Here is a 24742-nt window from a genome sequence, read left to right on the forward strand (position 1 = left end):
GCGCCGCAGGGGCCCGTTCCCCGCGCATTGTTTTTTCGGCACACCTGGTCGAGGTCCGCCCGGGTGGCGGCGCGGCCCGCGCCCGCGGCGCGGGCCCGCCCCCCCCCGGCCCCGTCCCGTCCGCCGAGCCCACGAGGAGGCGTCATGGATCTTCCGGACACCCGGTTCGGGCGCGTACTCGTCGTCGGAACGGGAGCGCTCCAGGTGGCCTTTCTGCCCTTCTGGATCAACTGGCTGAACAATTCCCTTCCCGGTACGGAGATACGGGTCGCACTCACCCGGTCCGCCTGTCGTTTCGTTTCCCGGGACGCGGTCTCCGTCCTGTCCAAAAGGGATGTCGTCGTCGACGACTGGAACGAGTTCTCCGGGCCGGATGTCCCGCATGTGGACATCGCCGGCTGGGCCGATCTCGTCCTGGTGCATCCCGCCACCCTGAATTTCGTGAGCAGGTTCGCCCTCGGTGTCGCCGACACACCGCTGATGCTGGCCCTCCACTCCACCGACGCCCTCGTGGGTGTCGCACCCTCGCTTCCGCCCGGTTCCCTGGGGAGCCCCGTGGTCCAAGGACATCTGGAGGTGCTGCGGAACCGGCCGGGCGTGGTGCTCGCGCCCACGATCGTCGCCGAGAGCGCCAGTACGGGAGAGGTCGCGGACGGCGGTGCGGCGCCGCTGAACGAGCTGTACGACCTGTGCGTCGAACGCGCCACGGCGAAGGCGGCCGTGTGACCACCGCGGCTCCCGTCGCCGAGTACGGGACGGATCTCCAGCTCACCCGGGTCCTGCGCGATCCTGCCGGCGGATTCCTCTGGTGGCATCTGCCGGGACCGCTCGCGGCCCGGCCGCTCACCGCACCTCTCGCACCCCTCGTACCGCACCTCGGTCCCGGGACCGGGGCCGCCCTCGCGGCTGTCGCGGAACCGTACGGCGACGGGCTGCTCCACCGGGCCGCCGGCTCGGCCTCCCTCGCCGCCTGGCTGCGGGACCCCCGCCCGCAGGCCAGACGGCTGGCCGCCCACTCGCTGGTGTCGGCCGCCCGCACCCTGCGGGCGGTGCACCGGGTCCCTGTACCGGGCCCGCCGCGGATGCCGCCCGGGCTGCGACGGCTCGCCGCGTGGATCTCGGGGGAACAACTCCCGGAATCGGCACAGCGGTTGCGGGAGCACGCCCGGGACGTCTGGGGCGAGCGGCGGACCGCGCGGCTGGCCTCCTGGGCGGACGACGCAGTGCGGGACACACACCTGGTCCACGGCTGGGCCTCCGTCGGCGCGCTGGTACCGCCCCTGAGCCGGGGCCGCGTGGCGCTGCTGACCGGCGAGGACCTGGCCGTGGGCCGGCCCGAACTGGACCTCGGGTGGATGCTCGGCGACCTCGTCGAACTCGCCTGGGCCATGCCGTACTTCGGCAACGACGATCTGCGGCGCGGCTTTCTCGACGCGTACGGTCCGGGCCCCGACCCGGTCGCCGTCGGTCGGTGCGCCGTGCTGCGCGTCGCCACACACATGCAGGACTTCGCCACCTTCGGCGGTTGGAGCGACGAACTGCACGGCTATCTCGACTTCACCGCCGAGCTGATCGACGAGGAGGGCCGCCGGGCGGTCCCCCAGGGAGAGTCATGACCACCACGACCGAGCCTGCACTGCTGCGGTACCGGCCCACCGAGGCCGCGCCGCAGGTGAACGAGCTGCTGGAGCGTCTGGGCCTCGGGCCGTTCGTGCCCGACGGGCTCACGTCGTTCGGCGGACGCAACGACAACTGGGCCGGTACGACCGGCAGCGGCGCACAGGTCTTCGTCAAGAGCGTGGCCCGCGGCCCCGACGGCACCAGCCCCGAACTGCAACGCGCCCTTGTCTTCGAGCAGTTGGCGGCCGGTCTGGCACCGGAATCCCCGCTGCGCTGTCCCGAGCACCTCGGCACCCACGAGGACGCGGCGATCAGCGCCTACCGGCTGCTGCCCGGCGCGCGATCCGGCTCGGAGGCCGCCCTCGACGGCGACTTCGGCGAGGACCTGTGCCGGGCCGCCGGCCGGGCCGTCGCCACCCTGCACTCCCTCGACCCGCAGGGCGCGGAGGGGATCGACACGAGCGACGCGCCGCTGCCGCCGCTGCGGTGGCTGGAGGCGTTCCCCTGGAGCGAGGTCGGCGACCGCAGCATGGCGCAGATCGCCGCGTGGAAGCTCGTCCAGGACGACGCGGAGGCCGTCGCCGCGCTGCGGCGGCTGCGGGAGGCGGAGCGCGCGGCGCCGCGCACACCGGCCCACTGCGACCTGCGCTTCGACCAGTTCATCCTGCACGAGGGCACGCTGCATCTGTGCGACTGGGAGGAGTTCCGGCTGGCCGACGCCGCCCGTGACGTGGGCGCGTTCGCCGGGGAGTGGCTGTTCCAGGCGACGTACTCGGTGTTCGCGCCGACCGGCGACAAGGACGCCCCGGCTCTCGGCTTCGACCTCACGCACGAGGAGATCGTCGAGCGCGGATCGGCTGGGCTGCGCCGCCACATCCCCCGGATCGCGGCGTTCTGGCAGGGCTATCTGGAGTGCCGCGACCCCGATCCGGGTCTCGCCGAGCGGGCGGTCGCCTTCGCGGGCTGGCATCTGTACGACCGCCTGATCGCCACCGCGCAGGCGCACGCCGTCCTCAACCCCGTCGCCCGCGCGGCGGCCGGTATCGGCCGCACCCTTCTGCTCGACCCCGCCGCCGCCGTCGCGACGCTGCGGCTCGGCCCTCCGTCCGGGAGCACCCGATGACCCTCACCGCCGAAGCGCCCGCACAGCTGTTGGCCCCGCGGATCGCCGCCGCCCTGGACCGGGTGTCCGTGCGCGCCGACGGCCTCGCGGCCGCCGTCGCGGGCCGTCCGCTGACCGCGGACAGTCCACGCGATCTGCGCGGGCGGCTCAGCAACGCGCTGTACGAGGAGTTCCACGCCGGCAACGGCGCCCACCGCCGGGAGACGGACACCCCGCCGCGCCGGAACCTGCGCGACGCCGGTCTCGAGGAGCGGCTCGCCGCCGGGGTGCCGCACGCCACGACACCCGTGCGCGGCCGGCTGATCGAGGTGCTGCGCCGCCCGGACGGTGACCAACTCGTCGTACGGCTCCCGGAGATCACCGCCCGCGTGTCCGCGGACCGGCTGCTCACCCCCGGCCCCTGCGAGCCCGGGCAGCTCGTCGACCTGGCACTGGAGGCGAGCCGTCCGGCGCTGTCGCCCGGCTTCTTCTACGTCATGGGCTCCCGCGCCCTGCCCGGTCCCGCGGGTCCCGTGCGCCGCCTCTTTCTGCACGCGACGGACACGGACTGCGCGGTACGGCTGTGGGCCGCCGCGCTCACGGCGCTGGAGCGGACCGGGGCGCGGTACCACGCGAAGGCGCTCTCCGACCCGGACGACTTCCCGCGCCGGGACGGCATCGTGATCTATCTGCACGGCCGCCACGAAGAGGCGGAGGCCGCCGTCGTCGAGGCTGTCGCGGGGCTCGGGGCCGGTGAGAGCACCTCGCTCTTCACCCGGCGGCTCGCGCCCGGAGCGGCGGCGGCATGGGACCCGCAGGACCCGCGGCCGGGGCACGGAGGGATGAGTTTCGGCCAGCACCGAAGCTTTGCGCTGGCAACGGCACTCGTCGACCACGCGACAGCGGACCACGAGACGTCCGACACCGAGCCGGGCGCCGGATCGCTGGAGGAGCGCGTCGCCCGTGCCTTCAGCGAGGCGGGCATCGACCCGCTCCACCCCGAGAACAACCTCACCGCGAACGAAGGAAGCCGAGATGACGACCGAGACCGCTGAACCGGCGAGCGGACTGCCCGCGGACACCGACGCGGCCGGGGCCACCGGACTGCCCGCGGACACGGCCGGGTTCGGAGCGGGCGGGTTGGGAGCCGCCGTCACCACCGCCTACAGCGACGCGCTCGCCGCGGTGTACGACGACATCTACCCCGCCACACCGGATCTCGCCGACATCGGGGAGTTCCTCCTCACGCTCACCTCGCAGGGTGCGAGCGTCCTCGAACTGGGCGTGGGCACCGGCCGGGTGGCGATTCCCCTCGCCGACCAGGGCTTTCGGGTCCATGGCGTCGAGTCGTCCGAGGGCATGCTCGCCCGGCTCGCCGAGAAGGACCCCGAAGGCCGGATCACCCCGGTGCGCGGCGACTTCGCCGGCATGGACCTCGGCCGGACCTTCGATGTCGTCCTCGCGCCCTTCAACGTCCTGTGCTGCGCGATGGCGGTGGACGAGCAGATCGCCCTGATGCACGCGATCGCCCGGCACACGGCGGTTGACGGCGCGGTGGTGGTCGAGACGTTCGACCCCAGCGACCACCACGTGCGCAAGAGCAACGAGGTCACCACCTACCCCGTCGGCGACCGCGGAGTGATGATCGAGTCCATCGGCGTGCTGCCCGCGTCGCAGAACATGATGCTCCAGAACACCCTGTTCCTGGACGGCGATGCGCCCCGGTCCGCGACGACGGTCATGCGGTACCTGTGGCCGAGCGAGCTGGACCTGCTGGCCGCGATCGCGGGCCTGGAACTCACCGCGCGGTACGCGGGCTGGCGCGAGCAGCCCTTCGACGGTGGCGACAGCCGCAAGATGTGCGTCTCCGTGTTCCGGCCGCTGACGTGAGCCCGCACGTCGGGCGGCCGGCCGACGGCCCGGGCCTGGTCGTCGAGTCCGTTCCGTACGCGCGCGGCCTCGCGGCCGTCGCGCTCACCGTGGCGGCGGGCGGCGACGACGACCCGCCCGGCCGCCACGGCATGGCGCACCTGGTGGAGCACCTGATGTTCCCGCGCTCGGAGACCTACGAGACGCATGAGACGTACGAGACGTACGACGGTGGCGCCTCCGCGGTCGACGCGCCGGACAGCCATGTCGCGAGGGTCGAGGGCGCGGGCGGGGTGTGCAACGCCGAGACCCACCGCGACCACACGGTCTTCCACACGACGGTGCCGGCGTCGATGCTCGACGATGTGCTGGCCTGGGAGGCGCGGCGGCTGCGGGAGTTCGCGCCGTCCGCCGAGGCCGTCCGCACCGAGACGGATGTGATCGCCGAGGAGATCCGCGGTGCGGCGGGCAGCCGGATCTGGGACACCGTCCTGGCGTCCGTCGTACCCGGCGCCCGGGACAGCTTCGGCACGGCGTCCGAACTGGCGCGTACGAAGCGGGAGGAGGCCCTGGCCTTCTTCGGCCGCCACTACACGGCGGACCGGATGGTCCTCTCGGTCGTGGGCGACATCGACACGGCGGCGGTGGCGGCAAGGGCCGGCGCGCTGTTCGCGGGAGTGCGGCCCGCGCCGGACGGGACGGCGACCACCCCGCCGCCCCGGAGCGCGCGCCCTGCGACGGCCCCCGCGTGGCCCGCGACGGACCCCGCGTCTCTCCCCCTCACCCCGTCTCCGCCCGCCGCCGACGGTGTCGCCCTCGGCCACCGCCTTCCCGACCCCGTCTCCTCCCGCTCCGCCTACCTCGCCCACGTCGTCCTCGCCGAGGTCCTGGCGCGCTCGCACTTCCCGCGCCTGGTCCGGCGCGATCCGCGGTTCACCGCCGCCGGTATGAGCTGCGGCCTGTACGGGCAGTGGCTCGCCTCGGCAGCACCCGACGTTGCCCTCGTACGGATGGCGTGCGACCGGGGCGTCGGAGCGGCGGAGGCCGTCGACGCGTGGCGCGACGTGCTGCGTGCCGTCGCCGACGCACCGGTGGACGCCGACGCACACCGCCGTGCCGTCAACTCCCTCCTCGTCGCCGCGCACCGGCAGGAGGACTCGCTCGTCGCGCGGGCGGTCGGCCACGGCCGCGCCGCGCTGCTCTTCGGCGGCCACCCCGCCACGCCCGCCGCCGAACTGGCCGCGGTGACCACGTTCCAGGTGGCCGACGCCGCCCGGGCGCTGCTCGCCGCCCCGCCCACGGTGACCGAACTCGTAGGAGGGCCGCGGTGAACCGCGAGACCGCCGAGACCGTCCTCGCGAACGGGCTGCGCCTGGTGGCCGTCCTGGCCCCCGGCGCTCCGCTCGCCGAGACCCGGCTCGTCCTGCCGTACGCGTGCGCCGACAGCCGGCTCGCCGCCACCCGGGAACTCCTCGCCGCCTGCCTGGGCACGGGGACCCGAGGCCCGGCGCGCACCCGGCAGGACGTCGCCGACCGCGCGGCGGATCTGGGCGCGGAGCTGAGCACCGTCGTGACCGCCGAATCCATGGTCCTCGCGACGAGCGTGCTCTCGCCCGGGCTGCCCGGCGCGCTGGACCTGCTGGCCGATCTCCTGACGCGCCCCCGGTACACGGACGACGAACTCGCCCTGGCCCGGCGGCGCGGAGCCGGTGCGTCCCGGGCTCCGGGGCCGCTGGGGAGGCTGCGGGGTTCGGTGCTCGCGCACGCCTTCGGCAGCCATCCGCTCACCCGCCCCCGCTCCGCCTCCGTCGACGAACCGCCGTCCCGGCGTGAGGTCGAGGCGCTGCACGCCCGCGCCGTCGTTCCCGACGGGGCCGTCCTGCTGCTGATGTCGGACCGCGATCCGCAGCAGGCGCTGCGTCTTGCGGGGGAGCGCCTGGAACGCTGGAGCGGTGGGCCGTCCGGGCTGACGCTGCCCCGCTTCGAGCGGGCCGAGCCGTTCCCGGGCCGGGTCACCCTCTCCTCGCACGACCCCGCACAGGCGATGGTGCTGACCGCGGGACCGGCGGTGTCGGCGGCGGATCCGGGCCACGCGCCCCTGCATCTGGCACAGTTGGTGCTCGGCGGACACGCCTCGTCGCGTCTCGCCCGGCGGCTGCGGGACCGCCACGGGCTCGCGTACGCGGTCTGTGCGGAAGTGCGCGAGTACCGCGCGGGCTGCTGGCTGGAGGTCGAGTGCTCGGGCGCCCCGGGCACGGCGGCCCGGACGGCCGTGGAGGTCACCGACGTCCTGCGTGAGCTGGCCGACGCCGGTCCCACGGCGCGGGAGGTGGAGCGGGCCCGCGCCTACGCCACCGGGTTCACCCGCTTCGCCCTGGCCACCCGGACGGAGGAGGCGAGCGCGCTGGCCGGCTTCGCCGCGGCGGGACTCCCGCTCGACTGGCTGGACGCCTACCGCGGTGTGCTCGCCGAGGTCACCCACGCCCAAGTGGCTGCTGCGGCGGCTCACTTCCTCGATCCGTCGAGAGCCGTGATCGCGACCTATGACGAGGAAGGCCGATGAGCACCCCGAACTTCTCGAACTCCGCTAATTCCCCGACGAATCCCGCGGTTCTCTACCCGCTCCAGCCCGACCACCCCGAACTGGTGGCACCCTTCGCCGCACTGGTGCAGCGCACCGGCGCCCGCAGGCTGTGGCTGTGCCAGTCGTTCAAGGCGGAGACCCACCAGGTCATGGCCTACCTCGCGGGCATGGGCCACAACGTCCCGCTCGGTACCTCGGTGACGCTGCTGCCGCTGCGGCACCCGTACGAGGCCGCGTTGCAGGCCCGTTCACTCGCGCTGCTCACCGGTGAACCCGTCGTCGCCGGCTACGGGATCGGCAATCCGGGCTTCGTGGCCGGGCTCACCGGTAGCCCGTACGCCAGTCCCCGCACGGCGGTGCACGACTATCTGACCTCGGTGCGGGCCCTGCTCGACGGCGACCGGGTCGAGCACGACGGGCCCTACCACCGGCTTCACGGAGCGCTGTTGCCGCTCGGCCATTCCCCCGTCGAGATCGGTGCCGGAGTGCTGCGGCCGGGGATGGCACGTACCGCGGGTGCCGTGGCGGATGTGGCCATCACCTGGATGACCCCTCCGCGCTACATCGAGGGGGTGCTGGCCCCCGCGTTGACCGAGGGTGCCGCAGGGCGTCAGAGGGCTGCCGACGGGCCCGTACGGCCCCGGATCGCGACGGCCGTCCATGTGGCCGTGGCCCGTCCCGGCCGGGACCCCCGACGGATCGCGCTCGCCGCGGCCGGCGAGCACCTCAGGGCTCCGCACTACGCCGCGATGCTGAGTCGCGCGGGCGTCGCCGTCGACCCGCACGACCCGGCGGCGAGCGCGGCCGCGCTCCTGGACCATCAGGTCGTCGTCACCGGCACCCCGCGGGAGATCGCCGAAGCGCTCGCCGGATACCGGGCCGCCGGGGTGGACGAGGTGATGCTGAACCCGGCGGGTGTGCTGCTGACCGAGGGAGTGCCCGCGGCCGTCGCCGATCTGGAGGAGATCGTCGCTGCCTGCCGCGACCACGCGCCCTCCTGACGCACCGGCAGCCGCCTGCCGCGACCACGCGCCCGCCTGACGCACCGGCAGCCGCCTGCCGCGACCACGCGCCCGCCTGACGCACCGGCACCCCGCCTGCCGCGACCACGCGCCCTCCGGCATCTGTTGCCGTCCGGCGCGGCCATGCACACATCTGGCACACCATCCGTCGCCCCGCCCCCCGGGGCGACGGATTCCGGTCGTCTGTGCGCCGCCCCGAACGCGTCAGCGGCTGACGGGAATCGACTCCGAATCCTGCTCCAGAATCCCCGACCGGGCGATCAGATAGCCCAGTTGGGCCCGGCTGCCGCTGCCGAGCGACGAGCCCAGCTTGGCGATATGGGCCCGGCAGGTCCGCACGTTCATCCCCAGACGCCGTGCGATCGCCTCGTCCACATGGCCTTCGACCAGCAGTTTCGCGATGGAACGCTGGACACCGGTGATGCCGTCGACGACCGGTCCGTACGAGATCGGCTCCTCCCACGGGATGCCGTGCAGCCAGAACTGCTCGAAGACACCGACGAGATACTCGACGATCCCCTTGTGCCGCAGCTCCAGGGCGGACAGCCGGTCGCTGCTCGCGGGGATGAACGCGACTTTGCGGTCGATGATGATCAACCGCTCGATGATCTCCTCCAGGGTGCGCACCTCCACTCCGGCCGGCGCGACCGCCTCCATGTAGGCGAGCGTGGCGGGGTGATGGCGGGCGGTGTGCTGGTAGAGCGTGCGCATCCGTACGCCCCGTTCGATCAGCGGTTCCACCCTGCGCAGGGCCTTCTCCAGAACATGCGGTTGCCGCCCGCTGCCGGGCTGGACCGTGAGAAGCTCCTCGGTGCAGTCTGCGGTGACTTGGTCGAGGGTTGTGTTGATCCGGTTGAGGCCTTCGAGGACCGTGATCCCCTGTGGGACGGTGGAGTTCTGAGCGGTGAACGCCATGAATGGCTCAAGAGCATCGGTCAGAGCGACAGTTCGCCGTCTGCGCTCTTGGATCTCCCGCTCGATGGGGTGTATCAGCTGTGTCAGCGCGGTGGTCGGCGGAACCGGCCGGAGCCACTGGGCGTCGTCGGGATCCGGGTGCAGCAGGGCGAGATCGAAGAGGCACGGTGTGGCTGCTGCCTCTGACCGGGCTATACGCCCGGTACGCAGAGCGGTGATGTACAGACTTTTCCCCGCTTCGCACAGCTCACCGTCTGCGTGAGAGTGTCCGGTTTCGCCCTCGTTTGCTGTCATACGCACCCCCTCAGGCTCCTGCAATACAGGAACATGATGCCTGCCGTCGCTGGTGCAAGCGTTCGGAGTGAGACATCGTCTTATTCGCGGGGGAGGAGGAATGATCAAAAGAGGTGGAGATCACCCATGTCTAGGACGCTACGTGCTCTTTGTGCTTTTGCCCTAGCGGCGGCCGCGCTAGGCGCGGTGGCTTCCGGCGAGACCTCCTGGAGCGGCACTTCCGCCGACACGGTGGCGACGGCGCAGGCCGCCTCCGTGCCCACGGGTCAAGTGGCGGGAATTCCGCCAGAGCCGTCCTGGGGTGCCTCGGCGCCCGCGAAGGTCGCAGACGACCTTGGCGAGCCTTCCTGGGGAGTTGTCCCTCCGACCAGCACAGAAGCATGACGGTTCCCCCGGACGACCGGGTCTTCCGGCGCGAGATGGCTACGGCCTATCGATCGGGGTGGCATTTCATCGACCTCGTCACGGCAATCCCCCACCGTGGCGACTCGTTGATGGTCACCCTGTTCGGAGAGCCGATCGTCGTGGCGCGCGAGGAGGACGAGGACGTCCGTGCCTACCGGTGCCTTCGCCGGCCCCGTGGAGCGCCGCAGCCCGTTCGCTGCGCCATCCGCTACGGCATGATTTTTGTCAATCTCGACCAGCGAGACCACCAGATGGTCGAGCCCGACACCACCACTGCCACCCCCCGCAGTGCCTGAGCGATTCCCCCGTCGTTGTAAATCGCTCGGGTGCTTCCCCCACACAGCGGCGCCATCGTGGACCTGAAACACGATGGCGCCGCTGTGCATGTCCCGCACTGCTCCGCCGCGCTTCCCCCGCGCCTTTGCGCCGCGGTGCCCCGGCCGGCCGGCGCTCCGGTCAGGCCTTGCCGAGGGCCCGCTCCACGGCGATCTCGATGAGCACCCGGTCCGGGTTGGGCTTCGGCATCCGCCCGTAGCGCTCCGCGTAGCGCAGTACCGCGTCCTCGACCGCGTCCGGCTCCGTGCGCACCCTCGCCCGGCCCTCCAGCGTCGCCCAGCGCCTGCGGTCGACCTGGCAGACGGCCACCCGGGCGCCCTGCCCCTGCGCATCTTCCGCCTCTGAATCCGCGGGAGCCGACGCCAGCACATGGGCCACCTTGCGCGTGTGCCGGTTGGCGATCACCCGTGCGGTCCCCGTCTCCGGGTCGAAGGTCACCCCCACCGGCACGACATGCGGGCTGCCGTCCGGCCGCAGGGTCGTGAGGGTGCAGAGATGGTGTTCACGCCAGAACGCGAGGTACTCGGGACTGAGAGGGGATACGTCTGTGGCCATGGCCCCAGGCTAGGCGGACCGGCCCGGGGCGAGGCGGGCCGAAGGCCATGCCGCGGTCACACGCCACTGGTTGAGTGGAATAGACTCAACTTTGTGCAAGTTCGCTGAGTCAGTGTTGAGGGAACATCCCCACCCGCAAGGAGGAGAGAGCGCACGTGGACGCCGAGCTGACCAACAAGAGCCGGGATGCCATCAACGCCGCCACCAGCCAGGCGGTGACCGCGGGCCATCCCGATCTCACCCCCGCACATCTGCTGCTGGCGCTCCTCACGGGTGAGGACAACGCCAACATCACCGATCTGCTGGCCGCCGTGGACGCGGACCAGGCCGCCGTGCGGTCCGGGGCGGAGCGGCTGCTGGCCGCGCAGCCCAGTGTCACGGGGTCCACCGTCGCTCCGCCGCAGCCCAACCGCGAGCTGCTCGCCGTCGTCGCCGACGCGGGACAGCGGGCCAAGGAGCTCGGCGACGACTATCTCTCCACCGAGCATCTGCTGATCGGCCTCGCGGCCAAGGGCGGGGCTGCCGGTGAAGTGCTGGCGCAGCAGGGCGCGTCGGCGAAGAAACTGCTGGACGCGTTCGAGACGGCAAGGGGAGGACGACGGGTGACCACCCCCGATCCCGAGGGTCAGTACAAGGCGCTGGAGAAGTTCGGTACGGACTTCACGGCCGCGGCCCGCGAAGGCAAGCTCGACCCGGTCATCGGCCGGGACCAGGAGATCCGCCGGGTCGTGCAGGTGCTGTCCCGGCGCACCAAGAACAACCCGGTGCTCATCGGTGAGCCCGGCGTCGGCAAGACCGCCGTCGTCGAAGGGCTCGCCCAGCGGATCGTGAAGGGGGACGTGCCCGAGTCGCTCAAGAACAAGCGGCTGGTGGCCCTCGACCTCGGCGCGATGGTGGCAGGTGCGAAGTACCGCGGTGAGTTCGAGGAGCGGCTCAAGACCGTGCTCTCCGAGATCAAGGCGAGCGACGGACAGATCATCACGTTCATCGACGAGCTGCACACGGTCGTCGGCGCGGGCGCCGGCGGCGACTCCGCGATGGACGCGGGCAACATGCTCAAGCCGATGCTCGCCCGCGGTGAGCTGCGCATGGTCGGCGCGACGACCCTCGACGAGTACCGCGAACGCATCGAGAAGGACCCGGCGCTGGAGAGGCGCTTCCAGCAGGTGCTGGTCGCCGAGCCGACCGTCGAGGACACGATCGCGATCCTGCGCGGTCTCAAGGGGCGCTACGAGGCGCACCACAAGGTCCAGATCGCCGACTCCGCGCTGGTCGCGGCGGCGACGCTGTCCGACCGGTACATCACCTCCCGCTTCCTGCCCGACAAGGCGATCGACCTGGTGGACGAGGCCGCGTCCCGGCTGCGGATGGAGATCGACTCCTCGCCGCTGGAGATCGACGAACTCCAGCGCGCCGTCGACCGGCTGCGGATGGAGGAGCTGGCGCTCAAGAACGAGACCGACGCCGCCTCCAAGCAGCGGCTGGAGAAGCTGCGCCGTGACCTCGCCGACAAGGAGGAGGAGCTGCGCGGCCTCAACGCCCGCTGGGAGAAGGAGAAGGAGGGTCTCAACCGCGTCGGTGCGCTGAAGGAGAAGCTCGACGAGCTGCGCGGCCAGGCCGAACGCGCCCAGCGCGACGGCGACTTCGACTCGGCCTCCAAGCTGCTGTACGGCGAGATCCCCTCCGTCGAGCGGGAGTTGGAGGAGGCATCCGAGGCCGAGGCCGAGGTCCGCCACGACACGATGGTCAAGGAGGAGGTCGGCCCCGACGACATCGCGGACGTGGTCGGCTCCTGGACAGGCATCCCGGCGGGACGCCTGTTGGAGGGCGAGACGCAGAAGCTGCTGCGGATGGAGGCCGAGCTGGGCCGGCGGCTCATCGGCCAGTCCGAAGCGGTGGAGGCGGTGTCCGACGCGGTACGGCGCACCCGCGCCGGCATCGCCGACCCGGACCGCCCGACGGGCTCGTTCCTCTTCCTCGGCCCCACGGGCGTGGGCAAGACCGAGCTGGCCAAGGCCCTCGCCGACTTCCTCTTCGACGACGAGCGGGCCATGGTCCGCATCGACATGTCGGAGTACGGCGAGAAGCACAGCGTCGCCCGCCTCGTGGGCGCGCCTCCCGGCTACATCGGGTACGAGGAGGGCGGCCAGCTCACCGAGGCGGTGCGCCGGCGCCCGTACAGCGTCGTGCTGCTGGACGAGGTGGAGAAGGCCCATCCCGAGGTCTTCGACATCCTGCTCCAGGTGCTCGACGACGGCCGCCTCACGGACGGGCAGGGCCGTACGGTCGACTTCCGCAACACGATCCTGGTCCTGACCTCCAACCTGGGCAGTCAGTACCTGGTGGAGCCGCTCACCAGCGAGGAGCAGAAGAAGGAACAGGTCCTGGAGGTCGTGAGGTCCTCCTTCAAGCCGGAGTTCCTCAACCGCCTCGACGACCTGGTGGTGTTCTCCGCACTGTCGAAGGACGAGCTGGCCCGGATCGCGAAGCTCCAGATCGAGCGGCTCGCCAAGCGCCTGGCGGAGCGCCGCCTCACGCTGGACATCACGCCGGAGGCCCTGGAGTGGCTCGCGGACGAGGGCAACGACCCTGCATACGGTGCCCGGCCGCTGCGCCGCCTGGTCCAGACGGCGATCGGCGACCGGCTGGCGAAGGAGATCCTGGCGGGCGAGGTCACCGAGGGCGACACGGTCCGGGTGGACCGTGTCGGGGACGGTCTGATCGTCGGGCCGGCGACCGGCAAGACGCTCTGAGGGCTCCGGCCGCGCTCCGGCCCTTGCTCTCCGTCTCCCCGCTGCGGGCTTCGGCCCGGAGCGGGGAGATCGCGCCGCGTCACCGGTAGGGGTTGCCAGCCCCCGCGTCGCATGGGGGAGGATGGCCACATCCGTACGAAGGGAAATCCACGGTGACCATCGATCCGTCCTCGATTCCGAATTTCGGGGGCCAGAACCAGCCTCAGGCCGCAGGACCGGCGGGCCCCGTCGTTCCCGACCAGGACCTGGTCAAGCAGCTCCTCGACCAGATGGAGCTGAAGTACGTCGTCGACGACGAGGGTGACCTCGCCGCCCCGTGGGAGGAATTCCGCACGTACTTCATGTTCCGTGGCGAGGACGACCAGCAGGTCTTCTCGGTGCGGACCTTCTACGACCGGCCGCTGCCCGTCGAGGAGAAGCAGAAGATCCTCGACGTGATCGACGACTGGAACCGCCGCACCCTGTGGCCCAAGGTCTACACGCACCTCCACGACGAGGAGGAGACTCCCGCCACCATCCGTCTCATCGGCGAGGCGCAGATGCTGATCGGCACGGGCGTCAGCCTGGAGCACTTCGTGTCCTCCACCGTCAGCTGGGTGCGCGCCGCCATCGAGTTCGACAAGTGGCTCGTCGAGCAGCTCGGCCTGGAGCCGGCCGAGGAGAAGCCCGCCGACGACGCCTGAGCCCCGGCTACAGCGCGATCGGGGACAGCGTCAGCAGATACGTCCCATAGGCGAACGAGAGCCCGGCCAGGGCGGCGGTCATCACGACCGCCGTTCCGGGCCGGGCTTTCGTCATCGCGCGGGCGAGCGGCAGCAGCAGCGGGAAGGCCGGCAGCAGGAAGCGCGGCTTCGACTCGAAGAAGCCCGAGCCGCCGAGCGTGATCAGCAGCAGCACGGCCGTGTAGACGGCGATCGCGGCCGGCGGCCGGTCCAGGACGAGCAGCGCGAACAGCAGCACTGCCGCCGCGACCACCATCAGCGCGACCATCAGCGAGAACAGCGTCGGCTTCAGCACGATGTCGCGCACCACCTTCAGCGCCCCGGCCCCGAAGTCGAACTTCGAGGTCCAGCCGCGCTGTACGGCGAAGTACCCGCCCAGCACATCGCCCTTGCGGAAGCCGACCGAGAGCACGTAGCCGCACCAGCCGAGCGGGGCCACGGCCGCGCCCGCCCAGACGCGCCACCCGGCCCTCTCGTGCCCGCGGGCCGCCCGTACCAGTGCGTACGCCGCCACCGCCATGACCGCCGCCGCCACCGCGATCCCGTTGGGCCGCGACAGACCGGCGAGCGTCGCGAGCGTTCCCGCCCAGAGCCAGCGGCGGGTGAGCACCGCGTACAGCGACCAGGCGGCGAAGGCGGTGAGCACCGGCTCCGTGTACGCCATGGACAGCACGATCGAGTGGGGCAGCAGTCCCCACAGCACCACCGTCACGGTCGCCGTGCGCCGTCCGTGCAGCCGCTCCACGACGGCGTAGATGCCCCAGGCCGCCGCGCCCGCCGCCGCCCAGGAGATGAGCAGCCCGGCGGTCCCGCTGGTCACCGGCAGGACAGTGGTCACCGCCCGGATCAGCGCCGGGTAGAGCGGGAAGAAGGCGAGGTCGCTCTGGACCGCGCCGTCCGGCCAGTACAGCGTGCGGCCGTACCCGTGCTCGGCGATCAGCATGTACCAGTCGGAGTCCCAGGCCCGGGCGATGATCGCCCGCGGCGATCGCCCGATGTGCCAGGCCCAGCCGGCCATCACCAGCAGTCCGGTCAGCCGCGCCGCGGCGAACAGCCCCAGCGCCGGTGCCGCCCGCAGCAGTGCGGCGCGCCAGCGGGGTACGGGCCGTGCGCCCGCCGCCGCTGCTCGGTCGAAAGTCTCGGCGGACAGGGTGCACCTCCGGGCGCGCACATGGGTCGGACAATCCGACCATGAGCGGCCGCGGCCGCACACGCACGCGCTGACCGGCCGACAGGGCCGGTTCCTACCCGGTCGGTCGAAGGAACGCGTGTCGGCCGTGACAGGCGCGGCCCTAGCCGCTAGCGAGCCCCTTGAGACGGGTCACGGCCTCCTGGAGGACGTTCTCCCGCTTGCAGAAGGCGAACCGGACGAAGGGCGCTCCCTGGTCGCGGTGGTCGTAGAAGACCGCGTTGGGGATGGCGACCACACCGCACCGCTCGGGGAGCGCACGGCAGAACGCGAAGCCGTCGTCCTCGCCCAGCGGCCGGATGTCGGTGGTGACGAAGTACGTCCCGGAGGGGCGGTAGACCGCGAAACCGGCGTCCGCGAGCCCCGCGCTCAGCAGGTCCCGCTTCGCGCGCAGATCGTCGCGGAGCCCGTCGAAGTACGTCTGAGGCAGCCGCAGGGCCTCGGCCACCGCGTACTGGAACGGTCCGGCCGACACATAGGTCAGGAACTGCTTGGCCGAGCGCACGGCGGCCACGAGCTCCGGCGCGGCCGTCACCCAGCCGACCTTCCAGCCGGTGAACGAGAAGGTCTTGCCCGCCGACCCGATGGTGACCGTGCGCTCGCGCATCCTCGGGAAGGTGGCGATCGGCGTGTGCTCGCCGTCGAAGACCAGGTGCTCGTACACCTCGTCCGTGACGACCAGCAGATCCCGCTCGACGGCCAGCCGGGCGATCTCGGCCAGCTCCTCGCGGCTGAGCACGGTGCCGGTCGGGTTGTGCGGGGTGTTCAGCAGGATCAGCCGGGTCCGGTCGGTGACGGCGTCGCGCAGCTCGTCGAGATCCAGGTGGTACGCGCCGTCGCGCGGCCGGAGCGTCACCGGCACGCGGCGGCCGCCGGCCATCGCGATGCAGGCCGCGTACGAGTCGTAGTACGGCTCCAGCGCGACGACCTCGTCGCCGGGTTCGACGAGCGCGAGGAGGGAGGCCGCGATGGCCTCGGTCGCCCCCGCGGTGACCAGCACCTCCGTGTCGGGGTCGTGGACCAGGCCGTACCGGGTGCGCTGGTGGTCGGCGATCGCGGTGCGCAGCTCGGGCACGCCGGGGCCCGGCGGGTACTGGTTGCCGCGCCCGTCGCGCAGCGCCCGGACCGCGGCCTCCCGGATCTCGTCGGGTCCGTCGGTGTCGGGGAATCCCTGGCCGAGGTTGATCGATCCGGTCCGCAGGGCCAGCGCCGACATCTCCGCGAAGATCGTCGTGCCGAACTCCGCGAGACGGCGGTTGAGCAGGGGCCGGGGCTCGGGCGCGCGTGCGTTCATGGTCGCCATCCTGTGCGCAAGCTCTGGAGTTCCTCAAGTCTGCTTTGGGCCCGAGACGCCGAGGGCATCTCCCTCCCACGCAAGAAGCGGTCACGCGAAGACGCGGGGGTCTCGCTTCGGGGGAACGAGAGGACGGTGAGAGCGATGCCGGCTTTCTTCGGCATTCTGGTGGGCATTTTCGTGCTGGTCGTGATCGTCTCGGTGGTCAGGAGCAGCGGCGGCAGCAGCACACGGCGCAGGCGTACGGCCCGGAGCAGTGGCGGGGCGGGCGGCGGCGGCAGCTGGTGGGCCGGCGGTGACGGCGGCGGCGGCAGCTCGTGCGGCGGTGGCTCATCCTCGTCCTGCGGCGGCGGGTCGTCGTGCGGCGGAGGCGGAGGCGGCGGTTGCGGAGGCGGAGGCAGCTGACACGGGGCAGCTGGTCCGCGCACGTCGACAGGGCACCCGGTGGGCAACCATCGCCGGGTGCCTTGTTGTGTCGGTGCCGTCGGATCTCGCCCCCGCGGCGTTTCGACGTGGTCGAGGTACGCGGCAGCAGTGGCGTCCCGCCCCGGTACCGCGCGGAGGCCACGGGCGTCACGTTGACCCGTCCGGAGCATTTTGTTGAACAGTTGAACCGTAAGGCCCCCGAGGGGATGGAAACCCCTCCAACTTGGGTAAAAACGCGGTGAGCGCCGCTTACTTCGTGATTCCCTCGCTGTTGGAACCTGTTGGAACCATCAAGCCCTTGGACCAGCTCGGACCCGAGCGGAGCGGTCCCCGGATCCACTTGAACTCCCTGTCAGGGGCGCCCCAGGTCCACGTGTCCACCCCCGCCGAAGCATGCTTGCGGAGCCGACCCATGCTTACGACCCTTCAGACTGCCTACACCGACACCCGCGCCGCCGACCTCGCCTGGGCGCTGGGCCGGGAGCCACTCCCCGCCCTGGCCGTTCTCGACCTCGAACTGGGCCGGGCGAAACTGCAGTTGCGGCTGCTGGGCGCCTCCCACCAGGTGCTGCTCCAGGAAGACGGCAGCAGCTGTTCCGAGACCGTCGCCTGTATGCCCGGCAGCAGTACGCCGCTGCCGCTGGGCGTCGCCAAGAGACTCGGCGACTGGGAGTACGAATTCGCCGCCCGCGTCGAGACGCTGTCGCGGGGCTCGTTCGCGGGCCGGGCGCAGGAACTGCTGGCGCTGGTCGCCGACCATCCCCATTCGCTGGCCGGGACGTTCCCCGGCTCGCCCCACGCCTTCACCGCGATGATGGCGCAGCGGTCCGAGGGGCAGGTGTGCTGGCGGACCTGGCACGCCTACCCCCAGGAGGGCCGCCTCGTCGTCACCCGCACCCGCGTGGGCGCCCTCTCGCCCGCCCGGCGCACATCCCCGTCCCTCCTCGAGCCCGCATCCCTCTAGTTGCACCTAGTTGCACCCGTGTGGGTGACAGGGTGCCCGCGAACAGTGACGTAGCGTTACGGCATGATCGACCGGCCACAGCAGTTGTCACCGCCCCCGAGTGCGGTGTGCCTGCCCGTGCGCCCCGATGCCGGCCGGTTCCTCGTCCTGGCGGCGGTCTTCGTCTGCGCCGCCTGCGGACTGGTGTACGAGCTCGAACTGGTCGCGCTCGCCTCCTATTTGATCGGCGACTCGGTCACCCAGGCTTCCGTGGTCCTGTCCGTGATGGTCTTCGCCATGGGCATCGGCTCGCTGCTGGCCAAGCGGCTGCGCTGCCGTGCCGCGGTCGGGTTCGGCCTGCTGGAGCTGACGCTCGCGCTCGTGGGCGGCTGCTCGGCGATGGTGCTGTACGCGGCGTTCGCGTGGATCGGTGAGTCCCGGGTCGTGCTGGTGGCGTTCTCGCTCGCCATCGGGGTGCTGATCGGCGCGGAGATCCCGCTGTTGATGTCCCTCATCCAGCGCATCTCCCGGCGGGACGCGGACGGTACGGTCGCGGACCTGTTCGCCGCCGACTACGTGGGCGCCCTCGTCGGCGGGCTCGCCTTCCCCTTTCTGCTGCTGCCCTGGCTCGGCCAGCTCACCGGCGGACTGCTCACCGGCGCGGTCAACGCGATCGCCGGCGGATCGCTCGTCCTCTGGCTCTTCCGCCGGGATCTGACCCCCCGTTCGCGCGGCTGGCTCCTCGTCGCCAACGTCCTGGTGCTCGCCGTCCTCGCCACCGCGACCGTGCTGGTCGACGACTTCGAGCGGGCCGCGCGCCGCGCGGTCTACGGCGACCGGGTGCGCGTCGCCGTGCACACCGACATCCAGGAAGTGGTGCTGACCGGCAGCCCGTCGGGGCCGGTCGATCTCTTCCTCGACGGACGGCTGCGGGTCAGCGGCCGCGACGAGTACCGCTTCCACGAGGCGCTGGTGCACCCGGCCATGCGCGGCCCGCACGCCCGGGTGCTGATCCTCGGCGGCGGGGACGGGCTCGCCGCCCGGGAGGTGCTGCGCTACCGCGACGTCACCTCGGTGACGGTCGTGGAGCTGGACCCGGGTGTCGTCCGGCTCGCCCGCACCGACCCGGCCCTCACCGAGCTGAACCGCCGCGCCTACCGCGATCCGCGGACCCGGGTGGTCACCGAGGACGCCTTCGGCTGGCTGCGCTCGGCGCGCGGGGGATACGACGTGGTCATCGCCGATCTGCCCGACCCCGGCATCACCCCCAGTACCAAGCTCTACTCCCAGGAGTTCTACGGACTGGTCGCGCGGGTCCTCGCGGACCGCGGCCGGCTCGCCGTGCACGCGGGACCGGTGACCTCGCGCCCGCGCACCTACTGGACGGTCGACGCGACCCTGCGCGCGGCGGGGTTCGGCACCAGCCCCTATCGCGCCACCGCGCGGGCCTCCGGGTTCGCCGCCGGACCCGACCGGGCCAGCGGCCGTGCCGTCCAGCCGTACGACTGGGGGCTTCTGCTGGCCGCGCCGGGACGCACCCCGCAGCTCGGCCTCGATCCCCGCGCGCCGCGGCTGCGTTCGCTGAGCCGGGCCGTGCTGGCCGCCGAGGCATGGGGCGCCGAGCGCACGAGAGGCACCAGAGGCCGGGACCTGCCGCCGTCGACGCTGGTCCATCCGCGATACACGGAGTGAATCGCAGACGTGAGCGGCCGCTCTGGGTACGCTCGACTTCCATGGACCATGAGGTGTTCGTTCCGGTTCCGGCAGAGACTGTCCGACAGATGCTGAGGGACCCTGCCCGGGTCGCTCGCTGTGTCACGGGCCTCCAACAGGACGCCGACGAGTCCGCGGGCCCGCTCTCCGGCCGGCTCAAGGTCCGCATTGCCAATCACTCGATCACCTACCGCGGTGCCCTGCGCATCGTCGAGCGGGACGAGGTGTTCACGGTCGAGGGCGACGGTGTGGAGACCCGCGGCACGGGCTCGGTGCAGGTGACGCTCACGATCCGCCCCACCGAGGCGGAGGGCGGCACGACGATCGGCTTCACGGGCACGTCCACGGCGAAGGGCAGACTCTCCGAGCTGTCCGAGCAGTCGGCGGAACAGGCGGCCCATCGCATGCTCGACCGGTTCGCGGAGCGCCTGGCGACCGTCGCGATCGAGCCGCCCGCGGGGGCCGCGGGCGGCGGCGAGAGCCCCGGGCCCGTGAGCTCGGACGACGCCGAGCGCCTCGGACTGGTGGACGACGAGGACGCGACGCCGGCCGGGGGGACCCCCGCCGGTACGCGGAGCGCGGCCGCCGAGACGGACGACATCGCTCCCGACCCGCTCGACGAGGAGGGGCCCGGGGACGAGGAGACCCCCTCGACGCAGGAGACGGTCTTCGACGCCCCGGTGCCGCCGCCCTCGCTCGGACCGCTCGCCGACGACGAGTTCGACACGGATCTTCCCGGCGCGGCCGACGAGCTGGAGGAGAACGAACTGGACGATCTCCCCGGCCCGTCCGACGAACCGATGGCGGAAGCCGCGCACGCCCGGCGGACGATGATCGGACGCAGTGCCGAAGAGGTCGACCACGCGCCGCCGCGCGGCCGGTACGCGCCCACACCCGCCCCGGACGCCGCCGGTGTGGGTGTGCCGCTGCGCTGGCTCGCACCCGCCGCGGCCCTCGCGGTCGCGTCGGCCGTCGTGGTGGGCCGGGCGCTGCGCCGCCGCAGGTAGGCCACCGCGCGCGGCCGCGGGACCGCGCCGTCCCGATCGCCGGACCGCGCACGTCCCCACCACCGGACCCACGACAACGGGCCACCGGGACCCGGTAGTCCGTCGTACGGCGGCGCGGCGAACAGTAGTGTCGTCGTGTGAGTAGCAGCGAAGAGAGCGTCCGGCTGGCCGCCGGCGACGTCGAGTTGACCGTGCATCCGCAGAACGGCTGCCGCATCGCAAGCCTGGTCATCGGAGGCACCGAGGTGCTCCGGCAGGGCGAGCGGTACGGCTCCTTCCCGATGGTCCCGTGGTGCGGCCGGGTCGGGGACGGCCGGTTCCGTAACGGCGACGTGGTGCATCAACTGCCGCTCAACTCCCCGCCGCACGCCATCCACGGAACCGGCCGGGACGTCGCCTGGCGCACCGCGCGCGCCGGCAAGGACGAGGCGGCGTTCACCTTCGAGCTCGCCGAGCCCTGGCCGTACACCGGGCGCGTCACGCAGACCTTCGAGCTGACGGAGGACTCCCTGACGCTCACCATGGGCGTCGAGACGTACGACACCTCGTTCCCCGCGCAGGCCGGCTGGCACCCCTGGTTCCTGCGCAACCTCGGCGGCGAGGACGTACGCGTCGACTTCACCGCCGCCTGGCAGGAGGAGCGCGGTGACGACCACCTCCCGACCGGCAACCGGATTCCGCCGCGGCCGAGCCCGTGGGACGACTGCTTCGGCATGCCCGACGGTGTTCTCGTCACTCTCACCTGGCCCGAGCAGCTGGAGCTGACCGTGGCCAGCCGCTCCGAGTGGGTCGTGGTCTACGACGAGCAGGACGAGGCCGTGTGCGTGGAGCCCCAGTCCGGTCCGCCGAACGGCCTCGACTCCGATCCGCGGTTCGTCACCCCGATCGACCCGCTGGAGATGGCCGCGACCTGGAGCTGGCGCCGGCTGTGACCGGCGGGACGGCCTCTAAGCTCGTGGGCATGACTGACGTACGCGCTGAGCTGCTCCAGCAGATCAAGGACAAGGCCGTGGTGCACGGCAAGGTGACCCTCTCGTCGGGTCTTGAGGCCGACTACTACGTGGACCTTCGCCGGATCACGCTCGACGGAACCGCTGCGCCGCTCGTCGGCCAGGTCATGTCCGACCTGACCGCCGACCTCGACTTCGACTGCGTCGGCGGGCTCACGCTGGGCGCCGACCCGGTGGCGACGTCGATGCTGCACGCCGCCGCCGCACGCGGGCAGCGCGTGGACGCCTTCGTCGTCCGCAAGGCCGCCAAGGCGCACGGGATGCAGCGGCGCGTCGAGGGCCCGGACATCCAGGGCCGCCGCTGCCTCGTCGTCGAGGACACCTCCACCACCGGCGGTTCGCCGCTGACGGCCGTCGAGGCCGTGCGCGAGGCCGGCGGCGAGGTCGTGGCCGTGGCGACGATCGTGGACCGGGCGACCGGTGCCGGGGAGAAGATCAGCGGCACGGCCGGGGTGCCGTATCTGTTCGCGTACTCGCTGGACGAGCTGGGCCTGGCCTGACCGACGAGCGCTTCTGACCTGCGAAGACGATAAAGGGCGGGCTGTTTCACGTGAAACGGTCCGCCCTTCTCGAATCCGTGCAGACCGGGCGGGGTGGAGTCCGGTGAAGAGTCTGGAAAGATAGGCGCCGACGATGACGTCGCCCCCAGGTCAGGGCCAGCACTTAACACCCGCACATCCCAAGGAGCGGACAGATGCCCATCGCAACCCCCGAGGTCTACAACGAGATGCTCGACCGGGCGAAGGCAGGCAAGTTCGCCTACCCGGCCATCAATGTGACCTCCTCCCAGACCCTGCACGCTGCACTGCGCGGCTTCGCGGAGGCCGAGAGCGACGGCATCATCCAGATCTCCACCGGCGGTGCCGAGTTCCTGGGTGGCCAGCACAGCAAGGACATGGTCACCGGCGCGGTCGCCCTGGCCGAGTTCGCGCACATCGTCGCCGCGAAGTACGACATCACGGTCGCCCTGCACACCGACCACTGCCCCAAGGACAAGCTGGACGGCTATGTCCGTCCGCTGCTCGCCATCTCCGCCGAGCGCGTCGCCGCGGGCAAGAACCCGCTGTTCCAGAGCCACATGTGGGACGGCTCCGCCGAGACCCTCGCGGACAACCTGGCCATCGGGCAGGAGCTGCTCGCGCAGGCCGTCGCCGCCAAGATCATCCTTGAGGTCGAGATCACCCCGACCGGCGGCGAGGAGGACGGTGTCACCCACGAGATCAACGACGAGCTCTACACCACCGTCGACGACGCGATCCGCACCGCCGAGGCGCTCGGCCTCGGGGAGAAGGGCCGCTACCTGCTCGCCGCCTCCTTCGGCAACGTCCACGGCGTCTACAAGCCGGGCAACGTCGTTCTGCGCCCCGAGCTGCTGAAGGACCTCCAGGAGGGCGTCGCCAAGAAGTTCGGCAAGGCCGAGCCCTTCGACTTCGTGTTCCACGGCGGTTCCGGGTCGACGGCCGAGGAGATCGCGACCGCGCTGGAGAACGGCGTCGTCAAGATGAACCTCGACACCGACACCCAGTACGCCTTCACCCGCCCCGTCGCGGACCACATGTTCAAGAACTACGACGGTGTGCTGAAGGTGGACGGCGAGGTCGGCTCCAAGAAGACCTACGACCCGCGCACCTGGGGCAAGGCCGCCGAGGCCGGCATGGCCAAGCGCGTCTCCGAGGCCTGCGCCGCCCTGCGCTCCACGGGCACCAAGCTCAAGTAAGCACGATCCGCACCGCAGCCTCGCGCCCGCCGGGCCCGGCACCCCTTCCCGGGGTGCCGGGCCCGCGGCATGCCGTCAGGAGACCTCACCATGACGTACGACTTCGACACCGTCGTCGACCGCCGCGGCACCTGGTGCATCCAGTGGGACGGGGTCGCCGACCGCTTCGGGGTGGACGGGCTGCTGCCGTTCACCATCTCGGACATGGACTTCACCTCCCCGCCGGAGGTGCTCGACGCGCTCCAGCAGCGCATCTCCCACGGTGTCTTCGGATACACCGACTGGCGACACGACGACTTCCTGTCCGCGGTGGGCCACTGGTTCAGCAGCCGCTACGACACCGCGATAGACACCGGCCGGCTCGTCTACGCGCCCTCCGTCCTCAACCAGCTCTCGCAGCTGCTGCGGATGTGGAGCGAGCCCGGTGACGGGATCGTCGTCCACACCCCCACCTACGACGGTTTCCTGAAGGCGATATCCGGGCTCGGGCGGGAGCTGCGCGGGGTGCCCGCCGGTGACATGGCGGCTCTGGAACGGCAGCTCGCCCGGCCCGACAGCACCGTGCTGGTCCTCTGCTCGCCCCACAACCCGACCGGCCGGGTGTGGACGGAGGCCGAGCTGGCGGAGACGGCACGGCTGGCGGCCGCGTACGGAGTCGCCGTCGTCAGCGACGAGATCCACGCCGACTTCGTCCACCCCGACTTCGTGGCCCCAGGTCAGCGGCATCTGCCCTGGACGCGCTTCGGCACGGGCCGCTGGGCATTGATCACCTCCGCCACCAAGGCCTTCAACTTCCCCGCGCTGAGCGGCTCGTACGGCATCATCGGCGACCCCGACGACCATGCGGCGTTTCTGCGCCGGATGCAGACCGGGGAGGGGCTCGCGTCGCCCGCCGTGCTGTCCCTGACCGCGCACATCGCCGCCTACCGCCGGGGCGGTCCGTGGCTGGACGCGCTCGGCTCCTACGTCGCCGGCAATCTGCGCATGGTCGCCGAGCGGCTCGCCGCCGCGTTTCCGCAGCTCGGCTGGGAGCCGCCCCAGGCGGGCTACCTCGCCTGGATCGATCTGCGCGCCGTTCGGCGACCATGCATCGACGACGCGGAGCTTCAGCGGGAGCTGATCGAGCGCGAGAAGGTGGCCATCATGCCGGGTACGACATATGGCTGCGAGGGCTTCGTCCGGCTGAACGTCGGCTGTCCCCGCGCCAAGGCCGAGCAGGGGGTGGACGCGCTGATCCGCGCCCTTCGCCGACTCGAATGAGACGCC

Annotated in this window: 23 protein-coding genes; 19 read left to right on the plus strand and 4 right to left on the minus strand. The window is 71.9% G+C overall.

Annotated features, from left to right (window positions below):
- Window positions 1-144: 144 nt before the first annotated feature.
- From ACFWU3_RS05225 to lxmJ, 8 genes are read left to right on the plus strand one after another with little or no spacing between them, the layout of a single operon-like run.
- The gene (locus ACFWU3_RS05225) at window positions 145-726 is read left to right on the plus strand and encodes a flavoprotein (protein WP_384431376.1); all 582 of its coding nucleotides are present in this window, start codon (window positions 145-147) and stop codon (window positions 724-726) included.
- Entirely contained in the window at window positions 723-1616 is an 894-nt protein-coding gene (locus tag ACFWU3_RS05230) for a hypothetical protein (protein WP_384431379.1), read from the plus strand. The genes ACFWU3_RS05225 and ACFWU3_RS05230 overlap by 4 nt, the downstream gene beginning before the upstream one ends.
- A complete protein-coding gene (gene lxmK / locus ACFWU3_RS05235) occupies window positions 1613-2743 on the plus strand; it encodes a class V lanthionine synthetase subunit LxmK (RefSeq protein ID WP_384431382.1) in 1131 nt (376 codons plus the stop codon). Before ACFWU3_RS05230 ends, lxmK begins: the two co-directional genes overlap by 4 nt.
- Window positions 2740-3777: a T3SS effector HopA1 family protein gene (locus ACFWU3_RS05240; protein ID WP_384431384.1), complete on the plus strand. Its 1038-nt coding sequence runs from the start codon at window positions 2740-2742 to the stop codon at window positions 3775-3777. Before lxmK ends, ACFWU3_RS05240 begins: the two co-directional genes overlap by 4 nt.
- Complete coding sequence (locus tag ACFWU3_RS05245) at window positions 3758-4612, plus strand: class I SAM-dependent methyltransferase (protein ID WP_384431387.1); 855 nt, start codon at window positions 3758-3760, stop codon at window positions 4610-4612. The genes ACFWU3_RS05240 and ACFWU3_RS05245 overlap by 20 nt, the downstream gene beginning before the upstream one ends.
- A complete protein-coding gene (locus ACFWU3_RS05250; RefSeq protein WP_384431390.1) occupies window positions 4609-5922 on the plus strand; it encodes a M16 family metallopeptidase in 1314 nt (437 codons plus the stop codon). Before ACFWU3_RS05245 ends, ACFWU3_RS05250 begins: the two co-directional genes overlap by 4 nt.
- Window positions 5919-7154: a M16 family metallopeptidase gene (locus ACFWU3_RS05255; RefSeq protein ID WP_384431393.1), complete on the plus strand. Its 1236-nt coding sequence runs from the start codon at window positions 5919-5921 to the stop codon at window positions 7152-7154. Before ACFWU3_RS05250 ends, ACFWU3_RS05255 begins: the two co-directional genes overlap by 4 nt.
- Window positions 7151-8176, plus strand: a complete 1026-nt coding sequence (lxmJ, locus tag ACFWU3_RS05260; RefSeq protein WP_384431397.1) for a F420-dependent peptide dehydroalanine reductase LxmJ — start codon at window positions 7151-7153, stop codon at window positions 8174-8176. The genes ACFWU3_RS05255 and lxmJ overlap by 4 nt, the downstream gene beginning before the upstream one ends.
- Window positions 8177-8401: 225 nt before the next feature.
- Here lxmJ and ACFWU3_RS05265 read toward each other — a convergent pair whose 3' ends face one another.
- On the minus strand, window positions 8402-9406 hold the full coding sequence (locus ACFWU3_RS05265; protein ID WP_384431401.1) for a helix-turn-helix transcriptional regulator: 1005 nt from the start codon (window positions 9404-9406) through the stop codon (window positions 8402-8404).
- A gap of 380 nt (window positions 9407-9786) precedes the next feature.
- Between ACFWU3_RS05265 and ACFWU3_RS05270 the strand changes: the two genes are divergently transcribed.
- Window positions 9787-10107, plus strand: a complete 321-nt coding sequence (locus ACFWU3_RS05270) for a (2Fe-2S)-binding protein (protein ID WP_190120959.1) — start codon at window positions 9787-9789, stop codon at window positions 10105-10107.
- Window positions 10108-10267: 160 nt separating this feature from the next.
- Here ACFWU3_RS05270 and ACFWU3_RS05275 read toward each other — a convergent pair whose 3' ends face one another.
- On the minus strand, window positions 10268-10702 hold the full coding sequence (locus ACFWU3_RS05275) for a pyridoxamine 5'-phosphate oxidase family protein (RefSeq protein ID WP_384431405.1): 435 nt from the start codon (window positions 10700-10702) through the stop codon (window positions 10268-10270).
- Window positions 10703-10857: 155 nt separating this feature from the next.
- Here ACFWU3_RS05275 and clpB point away from each other — a divergent pair, with 155 nt between their 5' ends.
- Together clpB and ACFWU3_RS05285 are read left to right on the plus strand one after the other, a co-directional pair.
- The gene (gene clpB / locus ACFWU3_RS05280; RefSeq protein WP_384431408.1) at window positions 10858-13455 is read left to right on the plus strand and encodes an ATP-dependent chaperone ClpB; all 2598 of its coding nucleotides are present in this window, start codon (window positions 10858-10860) and stop codon (window positions 13453-13455) included.
- Between the two features lie 152 nt (window positions 13456-13607).
- Window positions 13608-14138, plus strand: coding sequence for a YbjN domain-containing protein (locus tag ACFWU3_RS05285; RefSeq protein ID WP_384431411.1), 531 nt, complete (start codon window positions 13608-13610; stop codon window positions 14136-14138).
- Between the two features lie 7 nt (window positions 14139-14145).
- Here the strand turns inward: ACFWU3_RS05285 and ACFWU3_RS05290 are convergent, their stop codons facing one another.
- Both ACFWU3_RS05290 and ACFWU3_RS05295 read right to left on the minus strand, forming a co-directional pair.
- Complete coding sequence (locus ACFWU3_RS05290; RefSeq protein ID WP_384431414.1) at window positions 14146-15348, minus strand: glycosyltransferase family 39 protein; 1203 nt, start codon at window positions 15346-15348, stop codon at window positions 14146-14148.
- Between the two features lie 121 nt (window positions 15349-15469).
- Window positions 15470-16660, minus strand: coding sequence for a pyridoxal phosphate-dependent aminotransferase (locus ACFWU3_RS05295; protein ID WP_384431417.1), 1191 nt, complete (start codon window positions 16658-16660; stop codon window positions 15470-15472).
- Between the two features lie 144 nt (window positions 16661-16804).
- On the opposite strand from ACFWU3_RS05295, the gene ACFWU3_RS05300 reads away from it, so the two are divergent.
- From ACFWU3_RS05300 to ACFWU3_RS05335, 8 genes are all read left to right on the plus strand, one after another.
- Window positions 16805-17065 carry a hypothetical protein gene (locus tag ACFWU3_RS05300; protein WP_384431420.1) on the plus strand — a complete coding sequence of 87 codons (261 nt, stop codon included), beginning with the start codon at window positions 16805-16807 and terminating at the stop codon, window positions 17063-17065.
- Between the two features lie 433 nt (window positions 17066-17498).
- The gene (locus ACFWU3_RS05305; RefSeq protein ID WP_384431423.1) at window positions 17499-18050 is read left to right on the plus strand and encodes a DUF2617 family protein; all 552 of its coding nucleotides are present in this window, start codon (window positions 17499-17501) and stop codon (window positions 18048-18050) included.
- Between the two features lie 63 nt (window positions 18051-18113).
- A complete protein-coding gene (locus tag ACFWU3_RS05310; protein ID WP_384431427.1) occupies window positions 18114-19721 on the plus strand; it encodes a polyamine aminopropyltransferase in 1608 nt (535 codons plus the stop codon).
- Between the two features lie 41 nt (window positions 19722-19762).
- Window positions 19763-20749, plus strand: coding sequence for an SRPBCC domain-containing protein (locus tag ACFWU3_RS05315; RefSeq protein WP_384431430.1), 987 nt, complete (start codon window positions 19763-19765; stop codon window positions 20747-20749).
- Window positions 20750-20886: 137 nt separating this feature from the next.
- Window positions 20887-21681, plus strand: coding sequence for an aldose 1-epimerase (locus ACFWU3_RS05320; protein WP_384431433.1), 795 nt, complete (start codon window positions 20887-20889; stop codon window positions 21679-21681).
- 29 nt (window positions 21682-21710) lie between these two features.
- On the plus strand, window positions 21711-22259 hold the full coding sequence (gene pyrE, locus ACFWU3_RS05325) for an orotate phosphoribosyltransferase (RefSeq protein WP_384431436.1): 549 nt from the start codon (window positions 21711-21713) through the stop codon (window positions 22257-22259).
- A gap of 194 nt (window positions 22260-22453) precedes the next feature.
- Entirely contained in the window at window positions 22454-23476 is a 1023-nt protein-coding gene (gene fbaA / locus ACFWU3_RS05330) for a class II fructose-bisphosphate aldolase (RefSeq protein WP_384431439.1), read from the plus strand.
- Between the two features lie 90 nt (window positions 23477-23566).
- Entirely contained in the window at window positions 23567-24736 is a 1170-nt protein-coding gene (locus ACFWU3_RS05335) for a MalY/PatB family protein (protein ID WP_384431442.1), read from the plus strand.
- Window positions 24737-24742: the final 6 nt, after the last annotated feature.

It is taken from the genome of Streptomyces sp. NPDC058685 (assembly GCF_042714725.1).
Classification (GTDB): Bacteria; Actinomycetota; Actinomycetes; order Streptomycetales; family Streptomycetaceae; genus Streptomyces.

Coding starts and splice junctions, on each gene's coding strand:
- lxmK (WP_384431382.1), top strand. CDS start 1,613: ATGACCACCACGACCGAGCCTGCACTGCTGCGGTACCGGCCCACCGAG.
- ACFWU3_RS05240 (WP_384431384.1), top strand. CDS start 2,740: ATGACCCTCACCGCCGAAGCGCCCGCACAGCTGTTGGCCCCGCGGATC.
- ACFWU3_RS05265 (WP_384431401.1), bottom strand. CDS start 9,406: ATGACAGCAAACGAGGGCGAAACCGGACACTCTCACGCAGACGGTGAG.
- ACFWU3_RS05275 (WP_384431405.1), bottom strand. CDS start 10,702: ATGGCCACAGACGTATCCCCTCTCAGTCCCGAGTACCTCGCGTTCTGG.
- pyrE (WP_384431436.1), top strand. CDS start 21,711: ATGACTGACGTACGCGCTGAGCTGCTCCAGCAGATCAAGGACAAGGCC.
- fbaA (WP_384431439.1), top strand. CDS start 22,454: ATGCCCATCGCAACCCCCGAGGTCTACAACGAGATGCTCGACCGGGCG.
- ACFWU3_RS05245 (WP_384431387.1), top strand. CDS start 3,758: ATGACGACCGAGACCGCTGAACCGGCGAGCGGACTGCCCGCGGACACC.
- lxmJ (WP_384431397.1), top strand. CDS start 7,151: ATGAGCACCCCGAACTTCTCGAACTCCGCTAATTCCCCGACGAATCCC.
- ACFWU3_RS05225 (WP_384431376.1), top strand. CDS start 145: ATGGATCTTCCGGACACCCGGTTCGGGCGCGTACTCGTCGTCGGAACG.
- ACFWU3_RS05295 (WP_384431417.1), bottom strand. CDS start 16,660: ATGAACGCACGCGCGCCCGAGCCCCGGCCCCTGCTCAACCGCCGTCTC.
- ACFWU3_RS05335 (WP_384431442.1), top strand. CDS start 23,567: ATGACGTACGACTTCGACACCGTCGTCGACCGCCGCGGCACCTGGTGC.
- ACFWU3_RS05300 (WP_384431420.1), top strand. CDS start 16,805: ATGCCGGCTTTCTTCGGCATTCTGGTGGGCATTTTCGTGCTGGTCGTG.
- ACFWU3_RS05315 (WP_384431430.1), top strand. CDS start 19,763: ATGGACCATGAGGTGTTCGTTCCGGTTCCGGCAGAGACTGTCCGACAG.
- ACFWU3_RS05305 (WP_384431423.1), top strand. CDS start 17,499: ATGCTTACGACCCTTCAGACTGCCTACACCGACACCCGCGCCGCCGAC.
- ACFWU3_RS05310 (WP_384431427.1), top strand. CDS start 18,114: ATGATCGACCGGCCACAGCAGTTGTCACCGCCCCCGAGTGCGGTGTGC.
- ACFWU3_RS05270 (WP_190120959.1), top strand. CDS start 9,787: ATGACGGTTCCCCCGGACGACCGGGTCTTCCGGCGCGAGATGGCTACG.